Here is a 19,171-nt window from a genome sequence, read left to right on the forward strand (position 1 = left end):
ACCCGGGACACCGTCATCCGTCAGGTCGCCGCCCCCGCCCGGCGTGTGTCCCGGAACCGCCGAACCCCCGCACCACGGGGGACATGGGTGCGGGGGCTGCATCCGGGCGCGGGCCGAAGACCGGCGACGACCGCTCCGGACGGCGGGTCAGACCTGGACGGTCTGCGGCTCGTCGGCGGCCGGGGTGGCCTTCGGAGCCGAGTCGGCAGTCTTCCTCTCCGGCTTGGAGAGGCCGAGGGAGACCAGGGCGGTCAGGCCGATGCCCGCCGCGGCGAGGAAGACCGCGGTGCGCAGGCCGTCGGTGGTGGCGGTGGTGAGCGCCCCGCCGCTCAGACCCTCAAGGCCCGAGTTGGCGACGGCCACCAGGACGGCGAGGCCGACGGCGCCACCGATCTGCTGGGTGGTGGAGGCGGTACCGGAGGCGATGCCCTGCTCCATCGGGTCGACGCCGACGGTGGCGGCACCGAACATCAGGGTGTAGCCGGCGCCCTGGCCGACACCCATCACGATCATGCCCGGGACCAGTGCCAGGTAGGAGGTGTCGGTGGCGAGGGTCAGACCCACGATCACCGTGCCGACCAGACCGACGACCAGGCTGGCGATCATGATCGCGCGGATGCCGTACCTGGTGGCCAGGCGGCCCGCTGTCTGGGCGCCGACGGCGATGGCGACCATCGGGACCAGGAAGGCGAGGCCGGTCTCCAGGGCGCTGTAGCCCTGCACACCCTGGAAGTAGACGGTGAGGAAGTAGAGCAGGGTCCCGAACGTGGCCATGTAGAGGAAGGTCACGGCGCTGCCGGTGCTCAGGTTGCGGTTGCGGAGCAGGCGCATCGGCATCAGCGGGTCACTGCTGCGCTGCTCGATGACGAAGAACGAGACCAGCAGAACCGCACCGACGGCCAGGGCTCCCAGGACGGTCGAGGAACCCCAGCCCGACTCGGGGCCCTGGACCAGGGCGAAGACGACGGCGGTGGTGCCGATCGTGGCGGTGAGCGCGCCGGCCAGGTCGAAGCGGCGACGGACCTCGCCGAGGACGTCCGGGGCGATCAGCGGAACGGCGAACAGGATCGCGACGAGGGCCAGCGGGACGTTCACGAAGAACACCGACTCCCAGCCGAAGGCCTCGGTGAGCACGCCGCCGAGCAGCGAGCCCACGATCATGCCGGAGCCACCGGCGGTCCCCCAGACGGCGAAGGCGCGGTTGCGCTCCTTCCCCTCGGCGAACTTGGTGGAGACCAGCGTCAGCGTGGCCGGGAAGAGGAAGGCGCCGCCGATGCCCTGCACCGCGCGGGCGGCGATGAGCATTTCGGGCGAGGTCGCGAGGCCTCCGACGAGCGAGGAGACGCCGTACAGGGACAGGCCGAGGATGAACATCCGGCGCGGGCCCCACAGGTCGCACGCACGTCCGCCGAGGAGCAGGAATCCACCGAAGGCGACCGCGTATGCACTGATCACCCACTGCAGGTTCTGGGCGGAGAACCCGAGATCGGAGCCGATCTCCGGCAGGGCGACGTACACGATGTTGTAGTCGATGGAGATGATGAGCTGGGCGAACGCCAGCAGCGCCAGGAGGAGACCCGGCCGGCGACGCGGCGCCTCGGTGACGGCGCCTGTGGCCGAAGACGGCATGACTGTGCCTTTCCATACGGGGTGGGAAACGGGGGGGCGGCCCCTTGAGCGGGCCCGCGGTCGTTCCGGACGTGGTCAGTTCCGGTCGAACCAGTGGCGTACGTAGTCGGAGGCGGCGGGGTTGGCCCGCCGCACCTCGGCCGCGAGGTCGGCCACGGTCCTGGCGGCGAGCTGCCGCCGCCAGGCCAGGTCCGCCAGGGAGAAGGCCCGGGCTACCGTGCACCGGGTGCGGTGCTCTTCCGGCACGGCGAGTTCACCGGCCGGACCCCGGTGGCGGATGCCGGTGCAGAGGAACGCCTGCGCGGAGCCGTCGATGGCCGCTGCCACGTCCATCAGGGAGATCTGGTCCGGCCCGCGGCCGAGACGGAAACCGCCTCGCGGGCCGGATTGGGACGAGACGATGCCGGCTCGTCCCAGAGCGTTCAGCTGCTTGTTCAGATAGGCGGTGGGCAGCTCGTAGAACGCGGCGAGCCGGGCTGCCGTGACCGCCTTCTCAGGTGCGACCCAGGAGAGGTTGATACAGCAGTGCGCTGCCCACTCGACGCCCTCTCTCAGCTTCATGTCGTCGACGTTATGCGTCCGGGATGTCCACCAGAAGAGCCGCCCGAATTAAGTGTCAGGTTCGTTTCTCCGGCGGTTCCGAGGCGCTGCAGCGGGTCGCCCGTGGCGGGCCGCGGACCCGTCAGAACGGTCCTCAGCTCCGTCTCCAGAAGCCCCAGATCGGCCGCGTGACCATGCGCGGCGATATGCCCGTCGGGTCGCACCAGGTAGTACCCGGGTCCACCGCAGCCGGTCGCTGCGCGCAGTTCGCGGCGCCTCAGGACGACGGTGCGTATCCGCGCGCCGTACCGGTGGACGACGTGTCCGGCCTCGGTCAGCCAGGCCGCGTCGGACGGCACCAGCACCAGGGTCCAGGCGTGCGGGTCGGCCGACGGTCCGGAGATGCCGTGGGCGACCGCGTACCGTCTCGGGAAGACGGCCCCCGGCTTGAGGCCGCCGGGGACTCGGTCACGCAGCTTGCAGCGGGTGAGCCCGGAGGGCCGCTGGCTCTCGCGCACCGGCGGATAGGCGAGTCTGCGTCCGGCCATCACCGGCGTGTAGAACCGGGTGACCGCGCCGGTGCGCTCGAAGAGGCCGAACGCCGCGTCTCTGGCCCAGACCTTGGCGCGGCTGTCGGCCACCCACGCCCGGGTCTGCAGGTCGGTGTCGCGGACGATCTGCCGAGTGGCCTCGGAGCGCTCGGCTCCGTAGGTCTCCAGCAGCGTGGCGGGTGACTCGCCGCGGATGACCGCGGCCAGTTTCCAGCCCAGGTTCTGGGCGTCCTGCAGGCCGTTGTTCATGCCCTGGCCACCGGCCGGGCTGTGCACATGGGCGGCGTCGCCGACCAGGAAGACCCGGCCGGCCTGGAAACGGGACGCGTGCCGGGCGTGCACCCGGAACACCGCCTGCCAGACCGCCTCGCTCAGACGCACCCCGCGGGGTCCGCGCTCGTCGACGAGTTCCTGCATCATGCCGAGGGTGACCTCGCCCCTGCCCTGAGGCATGACGGACAGGAAGCGGTGGATCCCGTCCGGCATCGGCACGATGACCAGGGCGCCGCTGGGTGCCTGGTAGAACAGGCACTCGTCCCGCGGGAGTTCACCCTCGATTCGGGCGTCGATGAGGGCGAACGCCATTTCGTAGGTGCTGCCCTCGAAGCCGATGCCGAGCTGCCCGCGGACCGCGCTGCCGGCGCCGTCCGCGCCGACGACGAACGGCGCGGGGATACGCTGCACGACGCCGTCCGCGTCCTCCACGACCGCGGTGACGCCGTCACTGGCCCCGAGGTCACCGGAGAAGTCCACACGCTCCAGGGCGAGCAGCCGCACGGACCGCTCGACCTTCCCGCCCAGCTCGTGCAGCCGCCGGGTGAGCAGCCGTTCGGTGTCGTGCTGGGGCAGCACCCGGCAGGCGGTGTCCTCCGTCAGTGCGAACGAGGCGAGCGGCTTGCGCTCTGAGAAGTAGCTCAGCCGGTTGATCTGTACGGACTCCTGGTGCACGCCGTCCCCCAGGCCCGCGTCCCGGAGGATGTCCAGGGCGCGCGGCCAGACGGACAGTGCCTTCGGGGTGGTCGCCGGCTCCGGGTTGCGATCGATGACGCGCACCCGGATACCGCGGCGCAGTAGTTCGACGGCGGTCAGCAGGCCGGAAGGGCCCGCGCCGACGACCAGGACGTCGAAGTCGTCCGGCGCGCCGGATTCGTTGTCGCTCATCTCGCTCATTCCGTCCGCACGCCGGCGGTGACGCCGAGGCCGGGCTCCTTGGGCAGCCGGTCCAGGCCGATGCCGAAGTACTTCTTGTACGCCGCGAACACCTCGGCGTCGTCGGTGAGGGTCTGCTTGCTGCGCTCCTCCCCCGCGACCCGGCTCATCTGGGTGTTGCCCTTGAGGGTGACCAGGCCGTCGGGGGTGCGAATGGAGCAGAACAGCCCCTGGAGGAACGGCGACTCGGGAGAGGTGCGGTACCACCACAGAGTGGGAGCGAAGTCCGCGACGCGCACCGGGCGCTCGTCGACCTGGTAGAGGGGCTTGCCGCCGAGGTGGATGTCCACGGTGCCGTTGTCGGCGTCGGACAGCTGGTATGTGCCGTGGGGGTCCTGCTGCGGCTCGCGGGAGCCGAGGCGCAGCGGCTGCCTGCTGTTGCGGCCGAAGCCGACGTCGACGAGCCAGGCCTCGCCGTCCAGCCACACGCGCAGCGCCAGGTGGCCGAGGAGCGGGCCGAGGCCGTCGGGGCGGTGCACCCGGCCCGGCAGTATCTCGACCCGGTATCCGAGTGCCGTCAGCAAGTGCGAGAAGGCGGGGTTCAGTTCGTAGCAGCCACCGCCGCGGTTCTTCCGGACGATCTTCTCCAGGACCCGCTCGTCCATGAAGATCTCTTCGTCCAGATGGTAGTCGAGGTTCTCGAACGGCACCGACAGGATGTGGCGGTCCATCAGGTGCCGCAGTCCTTCGAGGTCGGCCTCGGCGGGCCGGGTCGCGCCGATACGGCGCAGGTACTCCTCCATGATGTCGTCCAACATCACTGTCTCCTTGTGTGTAAAGGGGGATCGGGGTGTGGGTGCGGGGTCGTGCGTGAGTAGCGGGGTCAGTGGGCCCGGCCGTGCTGCGGGCCCTGCCATGTGAGCAGTGACAGGCCCATCGCCATCCCGCCGCCGAACGCGGCGAGCAGGACGAGGTCGCCGTCGGCGAGCTCACCGGAGCGCGCGGCCAGGTCGAGGGTGACGGGCACCGAAGCCGCTCCGGTGTTGCCGAACTCCTCGTAGCTGACGCGCGTCCGTCCGTCCGGGACGCCGAGTGCGGCCGACATGTCGTCGAGCATCCGCCCGTTGGCCTGGTGCGGCACGAAGTGGGCCAGGTCCTCGACGCGGTGGCCGGCGTCCGTGACGAACGCGGAGATGGCCGGGACGACGTTGGTGTTCACGAAGTCGCGGACGCCGCGGCCGTTCATGGTGAAGTACTGAAGCCCCGCGGCGAGGGTCTCCGCGGTGGCCGGGAACCGGCTGCCGCCGCCGGCCACCTCGATCAGATCACGGTCGGCCGCGAAGCTGGCCAGCCGCCCGGCGACGAGGCCGCGTCCCTGACGTGCGGGGCCGATGACCACGGCGCCGGCGCCGTCGCCGAAGAGGACGGCGGTGCGCCGGTCCTCGGGGTTGAGGATGCGTGAGTAGATGTCCGCTCCGATGACCAGCGCGTACCGGGAATCGGCACCCTTGAGCATCTGCTCGGCGGTGTTGAGGGCGAAGAGGAAACCGCTGCAGACGGCGTTGACGTCGAACGCGGCGGTGCCGGCGGTCGCGCCTAGCCCGTCGGCGACCACACAGGCGGTGGGCGGCTGCGGGTAGTCCGGAGTCGAAGTCGCCACGATGACGAGTGCGAGCTCGGAGGCCCGGACCCCGGCTGCCTCGAGCGCCGCCCGGCCGGCCACCACGGCCAGGTCGGAGGTGGCCTCGTCGGGCTTGGCCCGGCGGCGGTTGCGGATGCCCGTCTTGCCGCGGATCCAGGAGTCGGTGACACCGGCCCCGGCCCCCACCTCCGTGTTGTTCACGACGTGGGACGGAAGGCAGGATCCTGTGCCCAGGATCGCTGTGCCGGAAGACGGCCGGCCGGACCGTGCAGTGCCCGTAGTGATCATTGTGTGACCCTTCCTTGAGAGCTCGGGTCTCCCCGCGCAGCAGATGCTTCCCGGGTCGGAACACACGGGCAAAGCACGGCCGGCGAACCCGTCAGGTAGTCGGGGAGTACGTCAGATAGGAGCCCTTCGCCTCCTGCGGAACGGCGAGCGGATCCGGGGTCAGCAGACCCGAGACGACGCCGGCGATGATCGGGACGCCGTTCTGGGTGAGCACCGACTCGGGGTGGAACTGCATGGACGCGAAGTGCTCTCCACGCAGCGCGTGCACCTCGCCGTTCTCGGGGTCGCGGGCGATCTCGACCATGCCCACGCCGGCTGCCTCGGCCCTGTCCTCCTCGCTGTGGGCGGCGAACGTGTTGTAGAAGCCGACGCGTTCGCGCCTGCCGAACAGGTCGATGTCACGCTGTACTCCCTGGTTGGGCACGGCCCTGCGGACCAGGTCGAGCCCGAGCTCCCGGCTGAGCACCTGGTGGCTGAGGCAGATCGCGAGGAACGGCAGCCGCTCGTCGAGCAGCCTGCGTACGGCGCTCCGCAGATGGGCGATCTTGGGATGATCCGGGTCGCGCGGATCGCCCGGTCCAGGGCCCATCACGACGAGGTCGTGGCCGGTGAGGTGGTACGCCTCGTCGTAGCGGCTGACCGTCACCTCCAGCCCCAGCGAGCGCAGTTGATGTCCGATCATGGAGGTGAAGGTGTCCTCCGCGTCGACCACGAGGACCTTGCGGCCGGTGAGTGCCTGCTGCTCCGGGGTGCGGGGCGCGTCCTCGTCCAGCCAGAATCCGGAGATCGTCTCGTTGCGCCGGCCGAGCGCGCCGAGGACGTCGGGGTGGGCGGCGAAGCGGGTGGGCCCGTCGGCCTCCAGGGCCGCGATGAGACCGGCAGCCTTGGCCCGCGTCTCCGCGACCTCGGACTGCGGGTCGGAGTGGCGGACCAGGGTGGCACCGACACCGATCCGCACCCGGCCGCCGGCGTCGATGTCGGCGGTGCGGATCAGGATGGAGGAGTCGAGGGTACGGCCGCCGTCACCGTCCCGGCCGATCAGCGCGAGAACACCGCTGTAGTAGCCGCGCCCACGTTCCTCGTACCGCCGAATGACCTGGCAGGCACTCTCCAGAGGAGAGCCCGTGACGGTCGGTGCGAACAGGGTCTCGCGCAGGATCTCCCGGGGATCGGCGTCGGTACGGCCCTCGATGAAGTACTCCGTGTGGGCGAGCCGGGCCATCTCCTTGAGGTACGGGCCCACCACCCGGCCGCCGCGCTCACAGATCCGGCCCATCATCTTGAGCTCTTCGTCCACGACCATGTACAGTTCGTCGGCTTCCTTGCGGTCGGCGAGGAAGTCCATCACCTCGGGCAGCACGGGTCCGGAAGCCGGGTACCGGTAGGTGCCGCTGATGGGGTTCATCACGGCGGTCCCGCCGTGCACGCTGATGTGGCGCTCGGGCGTGGCGCCCACGAGGGTGCGGTCGCCGGTGTGGACCAGGAACGTCCAGTACGCGCCCTTCTCCCGCTCGAGGAGCCGCTTGAAGAAGGTCAGTGCGCTGTGCGGGGTGTAGTCGGTGATGTCGAGCGTGAAGGTGCGCTTGATGACGAAGTTGGCGCCCTCGCCGGTGCCGATCTCGTCCGCGACGACCCGGCGCACGGTCTCGGCGTAGGCGTCGTCGGACACGTCGAAGTGACCACCGGTGGTGTGCAGCGGACCGTCCGGCATGCGCTCCCTGGCGGTGGCGAGGTCGACCGTGGACTGTCCGGTGATGCTCAGAGCCACCAGGTCGGCGTCGTCGTGGGTGCAGGCGTAGCCACGCTCGGCGATCTGCCGGAACGGCACGAGCGCGAGCACCTCGTGCCGGGGTGTGCCGTCCGGCTCGTCCGGCTCCGGGAGCGGTATGCCCGCCAGTGCGTCGGGCGTGGAGACGTCGCCGACGAGTACCTCCAGGACGTCGCCGTTTCGCTCAGGCCGGTGCAGCAGGGCGAAGGGCGGGGGCTCGGGGCGCAGGATCCGCTCGAACAGGTCGGCGGTGTCCGGCCCGTTCTCCGGGGTGCCGGTCATGCGAATACCTCCTTCGCGGTGGTGACCACCGCACAGCGCCGGGCCGCGTACTCGACGGCCGTCCGGTGGTGGCTCTCGTTGAAGTCGGCGACGGCGTCGGCGACGAGGAACGTCTCGATGTCGTGGCTGAAGGACTCGACGGCGGTGGCGAGTACGCCTACGTGGGCGTAGACGCCGCACAGGATCAGCTGGTCCCTGCCGTGGAAGCGCATCCGGGTGAGCAGGTCCGTCTGGAAGAACGCGCTGTAGCGCCACTTGGTGAGCAGCCAGTCGCCGGGGCCCGGCGTGAGCGGCTCGACCACCTCCCGGTCGGCGGGGGCCGGACGCATGCCGGGTCCCCAGAAGTCCTTGAGGAGGCCGCGCTGGTGCTCGCTCATGCCGCCCGGCTGCGCCGTGTAGGCGACGGGTACCCCGAGTTCGGCCGCGCCGCGCCGCAACACCGACGCGTTGTCGATGAGCTGCGTGCGCAGCGGTTCGGGGAAAGGCCCCAGGAAGTAGCGCTGCATGTCGTGCACGAGCAGCACCGCGCGAGCGGGGTCGACGTTCCACTGCGCCGTGTTGGCGGGGAGGTCTCCCGGCGTCGGCAGCGGATACGCCTCGATGGTCGGTAGGCCGGCCATGGTGTCCTCGTTTCCTCTCTCGGTACGTGTGCGTGCTGCGTGTCTGCTCGGTGGACGCGTCTCAAGCGCCCAGTCCGGCGCCGCCGTCGACGGTCAGCGTGTGCAGGGTGATGTGGGCCGCCTCGTCCGACAGCAGGAACGCCACGGCGTGCGCGACGTCCTCGGGGCGGGCGAGTTTCCGCAGCGGTATCCCCACGCGGAACGCGTCGGGGCGGCCGTCGATGGTGCCCCGTGGCCCGGAGGCGTCCCGCCACATCGAGGAGAGCATCGGGGTGTCGGTGGAACCGGGGGCGACGATGTTGCAGCGGATCCCGTACCGGGCGACCTCCAGGCCGAGGCTCTTGGTGAACATCTCGGCGGCCGCCTTGGACGCGGCGTAGGCCGCCATTTCGCTGCGCGGGGTGGCGGCCGCATTGGAAGCGACGGTGACGACGGCGCCGCGGGCACGCGGCACCATCCGGTTGACGACGGCCCGGGACAGATGGAAGACGCCGGTGGCGTTGACGGCGAAGGTACTGTTCCAGTCGTCGTCGGACAGGGTGCTGACCTCGCCGAGACGCAGTACGCCTGCGGCGTTGACCAGGAAGTCGATGGCGCCGAAACGCTCCTCGACGGCGCCTACGACCGACTCGACGTCCGCGCTGTCGGTCACGTCGGCGGGGAACGCGGCCGCGGGAAGCCCGTCGGCGGTGAGTTTCTCCACGCTCTCGCGCAGCCGCTCGGCGTCCCGGTCGACGGCGGCGACGGTCACACCGCGCTCGCCCAGGACCCGGGCCACCGCGGCGCCTATGCCGCCGGCGGCTCCGGTGACGACGGCCAGTTTGTTCTCCATTACGCAGTTCTCCTTAGGTTCGCGACGGAGGGAAGCCCGGGCAGGAGGACCGGTCGAGGTCACTCGCGCCAGGCGGAGACCACGGAGACGGCCTGTCCCGCGTTCAGCCGCGGGTCGCAGAAGGTCGCGTACGCGTCGCCCACGCGGTCGGCGGAGGCCTCGTTGGGCACGCACTCGGTGACGGCGTCGGGGGTGGTCTCCAGGTGCAGACCGCCGGCCGTACCGCCGTTGTCGGTGACCGCGTACTGGAAGGCGACGACCTCGCGCTCGATGGTCTCCACGAAGCGGGTCTTGAAGCCTGCGGGTGTCGAGACGGTGTTGCCGTGCATGGGGTCCGTGAGCCAGATGACCGGGTGTCCTGCGGCACGCACCGCCCGCACCAACGGGGGAAGCGCCTCGGCCACGGTGTCCGCGCCCATGCGGGCGATCAGGGTCAGCCGTCCCGGCTCCCGCCGCGGGTCGAGCCGCTCGCACAGGTCGAGCAGTTCGGCCGGTGACATCTTCGGGCCTACCTTGCACGCCACCGGGTTGACGGTCTCGGCGAGCAGCGCGACATGGGCGCCGTCGGCCCGCCGGGTACGCTCACCGATCCACGGCCAGTGGGTGGAGGAGAGCAGCAGACCGTCGCCCTCGCGCCGCAGCATCGGGATCTCGTAGTCGAGCAGCAGCGCTTCGTGGCTGGTCCAGACCACGGGGTCGATGGCGGTCTGCCCGTCCTGGCGGCGCCAGCCCAGATGGCGCATGATGTCGTCGGCCGCCATGTAGCCGGTGAGCAGCCGCAGCGGGTCGGGCCTGCGCCCCTCGGGAGTCGGTTCCGGGCTGTTCACCATGTGACCGCGGTAGACCGGCAGTTCCACACCGTCCACCTGCTCGGTGTTGTTGGAACGCGGTTTGCCGAACTGTCCGGCCACCCGGCCCACGCGCACCACCGGCTTCCCCGTGGCGAGGCGCAGTGCGCCGGCGAGCAGGTCGAGTACGGCGGCCTTGCGGGCGACCGCGCCGGGGTTGCAGTCGTCCGGGTCCTCGGCGCAGTCGCCGGCCTGCACCACCAGGGCCTCCCCCGCTGCGACGCGGGCGAGCTGGGAGCGCAGCGTCCGGACGCTGTCCGCGCTCACGAGCGCGGGCCGGTTGGCCAACTCGGCGCGGACACGCTGCACTTGGGGAAGGTCGTCCCACTGCGGCTGCTGCGGGGTCGGTCTGGCCTGAAGGTCCAGCAGGACGTTGTCCACGGTTGTCTCCTCCATACGGGTGCGGTGTGCGGATGTGGTCGTGCGGGGTCGGGAACACATCGAGGGGACCTCGAGCGCCGTACGGCGGTTCGAAGATGCCTCGGAGTGCCGTACGGGCGGTTCGTATGCGGCTCGGAGCGCCGTACGGCGGGCCCCGGGCCGGGTGGGGCGGGCTCACGCGCGCGGCAGCCGGCTGACGAAGTCCCAGAACCTCAGATGCTGGAGCTGCGGCGTGACGGTCGCGGTCACCGAAGGGCCGCCCAGGATCAGCGTGCTGGGACTCTCGGGTGTGAACCGGGGCCAGTCGGGGATGTTCCGCGTGCACGGACGGGAGGTGCGGGCGAAGGCCGCGACTGCGTCGACGAGGATGTCGGAGAGCAGCCGTTCGACCGGCCCGTCACCGAACACGGCGGCGAACTCCGGCAGTCGATGGGTGCCGAACAGGAACGGCGAGGTGGCCTCGTGCGGCGTGCCGAAGTGCGGCGCCCGTGCCGGGTGGGCGAACTCCATGGCGTACCACGGTGTCGTCCCCTCGCGGGCGTGCCGCTCCGCGAAGCGGACGATCTGGTGCCGGAACATCAGGTCGCCCCAGACCTCGGTCCACAGCGCTCGCGGGTCGGTCGGCAGTCCGGCGACGGCCGCGGCCTCCCGGTAGGCGGCGACACAGGAGTCGGCGAGGCCTCCGTCCGCCTCGGGCACCGCCAGCCGCATGACGTCAAGGACGGCCTTGCGCAGGGCGAGCGGGCCGTCGGGCGCGGGAGCGGGCTGCGGGGAGGCGGGTCCGGTGTAGAAGGACCCCTCGGTACGGGTGTGCACGGACAGCACGGGCAGGTTCACGGTCGGCAGTTCATGGGCGTAGTCCGGCATGGTGCGCCCGTCGACGACCGGCCCCCGGTACCAGCGGCCGCTGCCGACGATTCGGTCGTCCGGGTCGCCCGCGAAGATCTCGTGCCACGCTCGGCCGAGCGCGTCCGCCGGGACCGCGCGCAGTCCGGCCACCGTGCTGCCGAGTCGCCTCGCCAGGGTCTCGTAGACCGTGCGGGCATCGTCCGGTGTCAGCGAGGTGGCGGGAGCCAGCGCATGGCTGGGGCTGATCGGCACGATGCGCCGGACCAGTTCACGCACCTGCGGCAGCAGGGCCAGCTGCCAGGTGGAGGCGCCGCCCGCGGAGGTGCCGCACAGGGTGATGTTGCCGGGATCTCCGCCGAAGACCGCGGCGTTGCGGTGCACCCAGTGCAGGAGCGCCAGCTGGTCCTGGAGCCCCCAGTTGGCGAACTCGCCCGTCACGGGGTCGGTGAGGTCCTCGTGCAGCCCGAACCCGAAGACTCCCAGGCGGTAGTTGAAGGTGACGACGACAAGGTCGCCGCGGTCGGCGAGGCGGGTGGCGTCGTACGCCGGGAGGCTGCCCGCTCCGGTGGTCCAGCCGCCGCCGTGGACGTAGACCAGAACCGGACGCGAGCCCTGCGTGCTGGGGGTCCAGACGTTGGCGTACAGCGAGTTCTCGCCACTGGCGGGCGACGGGCGGTTCGGCAGGGGCTGCTGCCAGGAGGCGAGCGCCGGCCGTACGGCCTCCCGCACGCCTCGCCAGGGCACCGGCGGCCTGGGAGAGGCGAAGCGCAGCCGGCCGACCGGCGGCCTGGCGTACGGAACACCACGGAAGACCGTGACACCGTGACCGCGTTCGCCGGCGACGAGACCGGCCGAGGTGCGCACCACCGGACGGCCGCCGGCCGACGCCGGCGGCCGGGTCGCGGCCGCCTCACGGGCAGACCGCGGTCCAGCGGCGATCTGTAGCTTTCCAGCCATCGGAGCTCCTCGACACTCGGGCGGTTCGGTTTCCGCCGATCGTGTGTCGGGAGCTCTGAGGCAGCCAACGGAGCCCGGGCAATCCGTCAGATGGTGCCGTCAGTACGTCAGGTCCGGGATCCTCCGCTCCCCGGACCTGACGCAGCGACGTCGGCTCATCCGACGGGCAGGGTCATCAGTCCTAGAATGCGCCCGCGCCGGGGCGCTTGCCGCACCGGTTCAGGCAGTGGCCCGCGCCTCCTGGTCGTGAGTCGCCACCAGGGTGCTGCCGGCCGTTCCGGAGAGCACCTCGACCGCGTGAGCGGCCGAGGCGAGGGTGGCGTGGCGATGCCAGCCGCTGAAGGAGCGCCCGGAGAAGTCGCTGATGCCGACCTCCTCCGCGATCTGTGCGTAGTCCCGGTCGACCTGGCGGGTGAGCCGGGCCAGCCTCAGGAGCTGAGCCGGGTGGGCGCCCGCGATGTCGCTGAGCCAGAGCTCGGCCGGCCAGCGGCCCCCGCTCTCGCCGATGCCGAGCAGCACCATTTCCCGGGCGGGACGGCGCGCGGATCCGGGCCCCGCGGGCATCTCCACCCGGACGCAGGCGGCGAGTCCGGTGCGGGAGGCATCACTTCGGCCGCTCGCCTGCTGGATCACCGGATGGCGCAGCGGGCGTGCCACCGTCATGATCTGGTATGCCGTCAGGCCGGGCCTGATGCGCGGCAGGCCGGGGTCGGTCACGGTGAGGCGCTCCCCGGGGCCGATGCGCAGGAGCATCGGTGCCCCCGCTGCCGAGAGACGGCGTACGGTGCGCGCGAGATCCGCCTCCCGGGCGTCCATGACGACCGGCCGGGTCGGCAGTCCCCACCCCTTGGTGATGCCGATGTACGCCTCGACGGCGCACTGGTCGAGGGTCTCCGGCAGCGCCGTGTCGGGTATCGACGCCTGGCGCCGGCGCATCTCGTCCTCGAGCCAGGCATCGGGCAGGTGCAACCGCCAGTTGACCGGGGTGCTGCTCTCGTCGGACACGGCCCAGACACCCACGGCCTGCTGCGCGTTCATGATCTGGCCGCGGAGGGCGCAGAAGCGGCGGTCCACGCCCACCGAACTGTCCCCGGCCTTCGGGATGACCAGCGGCCTCAGCACGTGGGCCCGGGTCGGGGAGATCTCCTCCATGTGCCGGGCCAGAGCGCGGCGCACCGGGGCCCAGTCCCAGGTCGAGCCGCTGATGAAGTGGTGCAGGCTCTGCTCTGCCGACTCGCCCCCGAAGAGGGACGAGATGTTACGGATCGACTTGCGGCCCTTGACCCCGAGCAGGCCCTGGACGTACTCGACGCCCTTGCGGCGCTGGTCCCTGCGCGGCAGGGAGGCGAAGAGCACCGAGCCGAGCTCGGCCAGGACGGTGGCCCGGTTCTCCGTGTGCACGGTGCCGGGCCAGTCGCCGTCCGCCGTCCAGTTCTGCGGTCTCATCGTTCGCATCGCAATCCACCTCGCCGCTCATTCCGGTTATCGGCCTGCGTAACGCTCTTGCAGGAGCTTCGACCGGCCCGTCCAAGGAGCCGCCAAGCGGCGGGAAAGAGCCAGGTCAGGTGGTACTTCAGGGACTCTGTGAAGCCACCGGGAGGAAGCCGGTTGAAGACCTGGGGCGGAAGGCCTCCGATGGGACCGCACGCGAGGGGACGGACGAGGCCGCTCGCCGGCCGGCACCAGGCGTGACGGGGGCGGGGCGGACCGCGCCGGGTGCGGTGCCCGGCCGTGTCCTCCCGGCGGCGCGCCGGGCCGGGCCCGCGCCGGTACCCGGGACCGTCTCCGGGTCCCGTGCCGCAGCAGGGCGCTACCGCCCCGCGGGAATCCGAGGAGCCCTCAGTCGAGCTGCCGGGCCGGTGTCCGCCACCGGCCTCCCGGGCACCGGACCCTGCGGCTCGCCCGCGTCGATCCCGTCACGCCGCCTCGGTGTTGTGACGGAACCGGACTTGTTGCCCCGCACGCCCCAGGGCGGGCGGGATGCACCAGCCGAGACCGAGCACGGGGCGGTCGTCGGCGGCGTCGGTGGCCGTCTCCCGGGGCGCCGGCGGTTCGATCTCGATCCCCGCCGGCACCACCAGCCACGCCGGCGCGAGCTCCTCTTCTGCAGCACCCATTCCGTTTCCCCTCATCGGCTCGGTCGTGACCGGATGGGCCCGGTCACGGTCCCAGCGTCGGGCCGGCCGATCAAGGCAGGGCGAAGAGGCGGTCAAGCCCACGGCCACCGCACGCCCGTGCCTCACCCCGTGGCCGTGAACCGGCCGGAGCCGGAGCGTCCGGCCAGGGGCAGGACGCGGGCGTCCGACGTCTCCTCCCGCGCTGTCGCCATGCGGATGAGGTCGTGGACGCGGAAGGTCATGGCCGCGGCCGTCGCCGCCTCTTCCTGCTCCGTCGCTATCACCACATGACGGTCCAGCAGCCGGCCCACAACGGACTGCGCGCTCCAGGTGTCGCAGTCGAGCAGCTCGCCGGCCCGCGCGATGTCGAACGGGTCGGGTGCCGCTGCCGCGAGGAGGTGCAGCGCGCGGCGCAGCGGCGGGGCGAGCCGGGCGATGGCACCGGTCGCCCTGGCGAGCGCGTTGCAGGCGTCGTCGCGCAGTTCGGCCGCCAGCTGGTTCTCGTCGCGCAGGCCGAGGGCGAGATCGGGGAGCGTCCACATCGGACGGACCGCGAACTTCTCGCCCACCGCCCGCAGCGAGAGCGGGAAGTTGCCCATGAGCTGCACGACCTCCCGCAGCGCCTCCGTGTCCCCTCCGACCCGCGAGGCGCCGGCCACGCGGGTGAAGAGGGCGGCCGCGTCGTCGGTGGTCAGCGGCGCCAGTGACAGACCTCGGGCACCGGTCAGTCCGGGCAGCCTGATCCGGGACGTCACCAGGACCAGGCTCCGGGTGCCTCCCGGCAGCAGGGGCAGCACCTGGTCGGTGCCCGCGGCATCCTCCAGCAGCAGCAGCAGCGAGCGTTCCGAGCTCCAGTCGCGGAAGACGGCGGCGAGTTCGTCGACCGGCCCCTGGGGGTCCAGTTCTCCCGCCGCGCCGGCGGACTTGAGCAGCGCGCGCAGCACGGAGCCCGGTTCACGGGGTTCGTCCGCGCCGTCGTGCAGCCGGGCGTGCAGCTGGCCATCGGGAAAACGGTCGCGCAGCAGGTGTGCGGCGTGCACGGCCAGGGCGCTCTTGCCCACGCCGGCGGGGCCGAGCACGGTCAGCACCCGGGGGCCGGGCTCGTCAAGGCACTCGGTGATGAAATCGAGTTCGCTCTCGCGTCCTACGAAATCGGCGGTGGGCAGCGGCAGTTGGGACGCAACGGCGGGTGCGGTCCCGGCCCGGCGGGACGGCGCGGCGGACCGCGTGGGCACGGCCTCGACGGGCGCCTCCGCGCCGAGCACGGTCCGCTGCAACTCCTGGAGCCGTTCCGACGGCTCGATGCCCAGTTCGTCGACCAGGCTTCGGCGCAGCCGCGTGAAGGCGTCGAGGGCCGCCCCGCGCTGACCCGCCCGATACGCGGCCGTCATCAGCTGGGCGGTGAACCGCTCGTTGAGCGGATGGTCGGCGGTCAGCTTGCGCAACTCCCCCACCAGGGCCCGATGACGCCCGAGTTGCAGCTCCGCGTCGATGCGCAGCTCCAGTGCTCCCAGCCGGCTGTCTGCCAGATGGGCGATCTGCGCGGCGAGGAGCGGACCGGCCTCCAGGCCCGCGAACGGCTCGCCGCGCCACAGCCCGAGCCCTTCGCGCAGGAGTCTGGCGCCCTCTACGGCATCGCCTTCGCTCAGGGCGATGCGTGCCCGGGCCACCCGGTGCTCGAACTCCCACAGGTCCAGCTCACCGGGGCGCAGCACGAGCCGGTAGCCGCCGGAACCGGTCTCCAGGCGGTTGGTGCGGCGGGTGTCGGCGGAGTCGCCGGGCCTGAGGGCCTGGCGCATCTGGTAGACGTACGTCTGCACGGTCTTGCGGGCGAGCCTCGGCGGCTCGCCCTCCCACAGCTCCTCGATCAGGGCCGAGGTCGACACCAGCCGGTTGGCGTTCAGCAGCAGCGCCGCCAACGCCCGCCGGGCCATGGGCGCCGTCGGTGTGCGGTCCCGTCCCTCCGTGCGGACCTCCAGGGGGCCCAGTATCCCGATCCGCAGCGCCGCCGGTGCGGCGGCGGCCGAGGAGGCTCCGGGTGGAGTGGCCTCGTTCATGGTGTCTTCTCCCCTAGTCCTGTCCTGTTCCGTTCGTCGGCGGTGCCGGGTTCGGCGATGCCGGCACTTCGGGACTCGAACCACCGCCGCAGCCGCGATCGGCGGAGTTTCCCCGCGCCCGTCTTCGGAACGTCGTCCTTGGACAGCGGCACGACGTGGTCGACGCGCAGCCCGAGCCGGTCCGCCACCCGGTCCCTGATCGCGGCGGCGGCGAGCGAGGTGTCGAAACCGGACCCGCCGCCGTTCCGGGGGTGGAAGAACACGGCAAGCCCGTCCCGGCCCGCTACGGTGACCGTCGAGGCCACCGTGTACGAGGGCGTGACGAAGTCGAGTTCCTCGGCCACCGCCTCGATCTCGTGGCCGTGCCGGCTCGGCTCGCTGCCCGTCCCCCCGACGACGTCGTCGGCGCGACCGGTGACGGTGAGGACACCGTCCTCGACGTAGGCCAGATCACCGGTCCTGAACCAGCCGTCCGCGGTGAACGACCGGCGGTTCTGCGCCGCGTCGTCGTAGTAGCCGGGGGTGACCGACGCGCCGGTCACCTGCAGATGTCCCGGGGTGCCGAGGGGAACGGTGCGCCCCGCGGCGTCGACGCAGCGGACCGCTGTCCCGGCCTGCGGGCGCCCGGCGGGGACGTACCGCTCGTCCTCGGCGGCGGGCCCGGGGAACCGGCCCTCCACCACCCCGGCAGCGGTCTCCGACATGCCCCAGCCGGGGAACACCGCGTCCGCGGGCAGTCCGAACGGTGCGAGCAGTTCCAGGAAGCGGCGCACGACGGCTCCGCGCACCGCCTCACCGCCGTTGAGGACGTAGCGCAGTCGGCTCAGGTCCCAGCTTCGGCCGCCCAGGCGGTGTGCCTGGTCGTTGACGAGCCCGAAGGCGGAATCGGGCGCCCAGGTGGTGCAGACCCGGTGCCGGTCGGCCATGTCGAGCCAGCGCAGGGGGTCCTCCAGGACCCAGGCGCGCGACGCGTGCACCTGGTGGGCACCCACGAGGACGTCGCGGACGTGGAACAGCAGGAGTCCGCCCGCGTGGTCGAGCGGCATCCAGTTGAGACTTCTGGTGGCGCTGGTGAGCGCGTGGGCACGGGCGGTTGCGGTGCTGCGGCTGAGGATGTTCCGGTGGGTGAGGGTGACGGCCTTGGGCGCGCCGGTGGAGCCGGAGGTGAGCAGCACCAGGGCCAGGCCGTCGGGGCGCGCCGGATACCACGCGCGGTCGGCCCTCGCGCCGCGCAGCCGGTCCGGTGTGCCGAGCCAGGCACCGGCCCAGCGCGGGTCGGAGCGGGTGGCCGCGCCGATGCGCGCGCCGCGCCCGGTGATCGCCGGTGGTCTGCCGTACCGGGTCCAGACCGAGTCGAGGAGCCGGGGCGCGGCCTCGGGGTCCCCGGCCCCGACCAGGACGGGCACGAAGCCGCCCAGGACGCAGGCCCAGAAGGCGGCGACGAGGTCGGGGGGGTCCGCGATCTGCAGCAGGACCAGTTCCGCGGGGCGGACCCCGGCGGCCCGGATGCCGGCGAGCAGCCGCGCCGCCTCGTCGAGCAGTTCGGCATAGGTGCGGTGGGTCTCGCCGCCGTCGGCACCGACGAAGCGGAGACCCTCGGGGGCGCCTGCCACGGCCGCCCGGCGGAGCGCTTCGCCGAGGTTCGCGCAGTCGGGCTCCGGGGCGCGACCGCCGTCGAGGAGCGCGAGCCCCTGAGGGGGCCTCACAGTCCGGCCCTCTCCTTGCGGAACTCCCGTGGTGTGGTGCCGTACCGCTCGCGGAAGAGCCGGCTGAAACGGGACGCGCCGTAGAGGCCGGCCCGTTCACCGATCAGCGCGACGGGGAGGTGGTCCAGGGCCGGATCGGCCAGTTCCGAGCGACAGCGCGCCAGTCGTTCGTCCCTGACCCAGCGGGCCGGGCTGATGCCGAACTCCTGGAAGATCTTCTGCAGATACCGCAGCGAGATGTTGTGGCGGCGGGCGATGACGACCGGGCTGAGATCGGGTTCGGCGAGGCGCTCGCGCACATGTGCCTGGATCCGCAGCATGAGGGCCTGTCTGGCGACCTCGGAATCGGCCGCGACATCGCGCATGCGTTCGCTGAACAGGGCCGCTGCGAGTCCGACGACGCTGCCGCCGAGAAGGTCGACCGCGGTCTCGACCTCCTTGCCGTGCCGGCCGAGCCCGTCGAGGAGGGTGGACAGCAGCGCGGCGAGCCCCTGGTCGCCGGCCCAGGGCTGCGCGGTGAGGTTCTCGGCCTCCGTGCCGCTGATGCCCACCAGGCGGTGCGGCACCATCACGTCGACCATGCGGAAGTTCTCCGGCATGATCACTTTGTACGGTCGGGTGGAGTCGAAGCAGATGAGCTGGGGGCTGCGGACCACGCCGTGCCGGCCGTCCTGGAACACCCATATCTCGCCGGTCAGCGGACGGCAGACGCGCAGGTACCCGTCCCGCGCGGCGTCGATCCGACGGCTCGGGAGGACCAGTTCGCGCGGCCCGCCCCGCACCAGCGACACCGTCACCCCGCCGAACCGGTGGCGGGCGGTGGTGCCGTCGAGTGTCTCGCCGCGCGCCGTGGTGATCTGTACGCCGCCACGGTCGACGGGAGCCTTGCCGGCACCCGCGGCCGCCGTCTGGTCCTGTGGTGCCAGGGCATCCACGCGTGGCATCTCAACCCCTC

At 72.0% G+C, this 19,171-nt stretch carries 15 protein-coding genes; all 15 read right to left on the reverse strand.

Annotation, left to right across the window (positions count from 1 at the left end; translation table 11 throughout):
- Window positions 1–147: 147 nt before the first annotated feature.
- On the reverse strand, window positions 148–1,629 hold the full coding sequence (locus tag FEF34_RS03910; RefSeq protein WP_138051871.1) for an MFS transporter: 1,482 nt from the start codon (window positions 1,627–1,629) through the stop codon (window positions 148–150).
- 75 nt (window positions 1,630–1,704) lie between these two features.
- Window positions 1,705–2,190 carry an RrF2 family transcriptional regulator gene (locus FEF34_RS03915; protein WP_234042263.1) on the reverse strand — a complete coding sequence of 162 codons (486 nt, stop codon included), beginning with the start codon at window positions 2,188–2,190 and terminating at the stop codon, window positions 1,705–1,707.
- Window positions 2,187–3,881: an FAD-dependent oxidoreductase gene (locus FEF34_RS03920; protein WP_171052804.1), complete on the reverse strand. Its 1,695-nt coding sequence runs from the start codon at window positions 3,879–3,881 to the stop codon at window positions 2,187–2,189. Before FEF34_RS03920 ends, FEF34_RS03915 begins: the two co-directional genes overlap by 4 nt.
- A 5-nt stretch (window positions 3,882–3,886) precedes the next feature.
- Complete coding sequence (locus FEF34_RS03925; protein WP_138051873.1) at window positions 3,887–4,687, reverse strand: arylamine N-acetyltransferase family protein; 801 nt, start codon at window positions 4,685–4,687, stop codon at window positions 3,887–3,889.
- 65 nt (window positions 4,688–4,752) lie between these two features.
- Complete coding sequence (locus tag FEF34_RS03930) at window positions 4,753–5,799, reverse strand: 3-oxoacyl-ACP synthase III family protein (protein ID WP_138051874.1); 1,047 nt, start codon at window positions 5,797–5,799, stop codon at window positions 4,753–4,755.
- 91 nt (window positions 5,800–5,890) lie between these two features.
- Window positions 5,891–7,849 (reverse strand): anthranilate synthase family protein, encoded by a 1,959-nt coding sequence (locus tag FEF34_RS03935; protein ID WP_138051875.1) that lies wholly within the window; start codon window positions 7,847–7,849, stop codon window positions 5,891–5,893.
- Window positions 7,846–8,469: an isochorismatase family protein gene (locus FEF34_RS03940; protein ID WP_138051876.1), complete on the reverse strand. Its 624-nt coding sequence runs from the start codon at window positions 8,467–8,469 to the stop codon at window positions 7,846–7,848. The genes FEF34_RS03935 and FEF34_RS03940 overlap by 4 nt, the downstream gene beginning before the upstream one ends.
- A 61-nt stretch (window positions 8,470–8,530) precedes the next feature.
- A complete protein-coding gene (locus tag FEF34_RS03945) occupies window positions 8,531–9,301 on the reverse strand; it encodes a 2,3-dihydro-2,3-dihydroxybenzoate dehydrogenase (protein ID WP_138051877.1) in 771 nt (256 codons plus the stop codon).
- A gap of 59 nt (window positions 9,302–9,360) precedes the next feature.
- A complete protein-coding gene (locus FEF34_RS03950; protein WP_138057270.1) occupies window positions 9,361–10,530 on the reverse strand; it encodes a 3-deoxy-7-phosphoheptulonate synthase in 1,170 nt (389 codons plus the stop codon).
- 174 nt (window positions 10,531–10,704) lie between these two features.
- Window positions 10,705–12,336 (reverse strand): carboxylesterase/lipase family protein, encoded by a 1,632-nt coding sequence (locus FEF34_RS03955; RefSeq protein ID WP_138051878.1) that lies wholly within the window; start codon window positions 12,334–12,336, stop codon window positions 10,705–10,707.
- A gap of 219 nt (window positions 12,337–12,555) precedes the next feature.
- Window positions 12,556–13,791 (reverse strand): IS701 family transposase, encoded by a 1,236-nt coding sequence (locus FEF34_RS03960; protein WP_234042264.1) that lies wholly within the window; start codon window positions 13,789–13,791, stop codon window positions 12,556–12,558.
- A gap of 461 nt (window positions 13,792–14,252) precedes the next feature.
- On the reverse strand, window positions 14,253–14,453 hold the full coding sequence (locus FEF34_RS03965) for a hypothetical protein (protein ID WP_138051879.1): 201 nt from the start codon (window positions 14,451–14,453) through the stop codon (window positions 14,253–14,255).
- 122 nt (window positions 14,454–14,575) lie between these two features.
- A complete protein-coding gene (locus FEF34_RS03970) occupies window positions 14,576–16,510 on the reverse strand; it encodes an AfsR/SARP family transcriptional regulator (protein WP_138051880.1) in 1,935 nt (644 codons plus the stop codon).
- Window positions 16,507–18,216: an AMP-binding protein gene (locus FEF34_RS03975; RefSeq protein WP_138051881.1), complete on the reverse strand. Its 1,710-nt coding sequence runs from the start codon at window positions 18,214–18,216 to the stop codon at window positions 16,507–16,509. The genes FEF34_RS03970 and FEF34_RS03975 overlap by 4 nt, the downstream gene beginning before the upstream one ends.
- Window positions 18,213–19,160 (reverse strand): helix-turn-helix domain-containing protein, encoded by a 948-nt coding sequence (locus FEF34_RS03980; protein ID WP_138051882.1) that lies wholly within the window; start codon window positions 19,158–19,160, stop codon window positions 18,213–18,215. The genes FEF34_RS03975 and FEF34_RS03980 overlap by 4 nt, the downstream gene beginning before the upstream one ends.
- Window positions 19,161–19,171 lie beyond the last annotated feature (11 nt).

The sequence above is a fragment of the Streptomyces marianii genome (assembly GCF_005795905.1).
In the GTDB taxonomy this organism is placed as follows: Bacteria; Actinomycetota; Actinomycetes; order Streptomycetales; family Streptomycetaceae; genus Streptomyces; species Streptomyces marianii.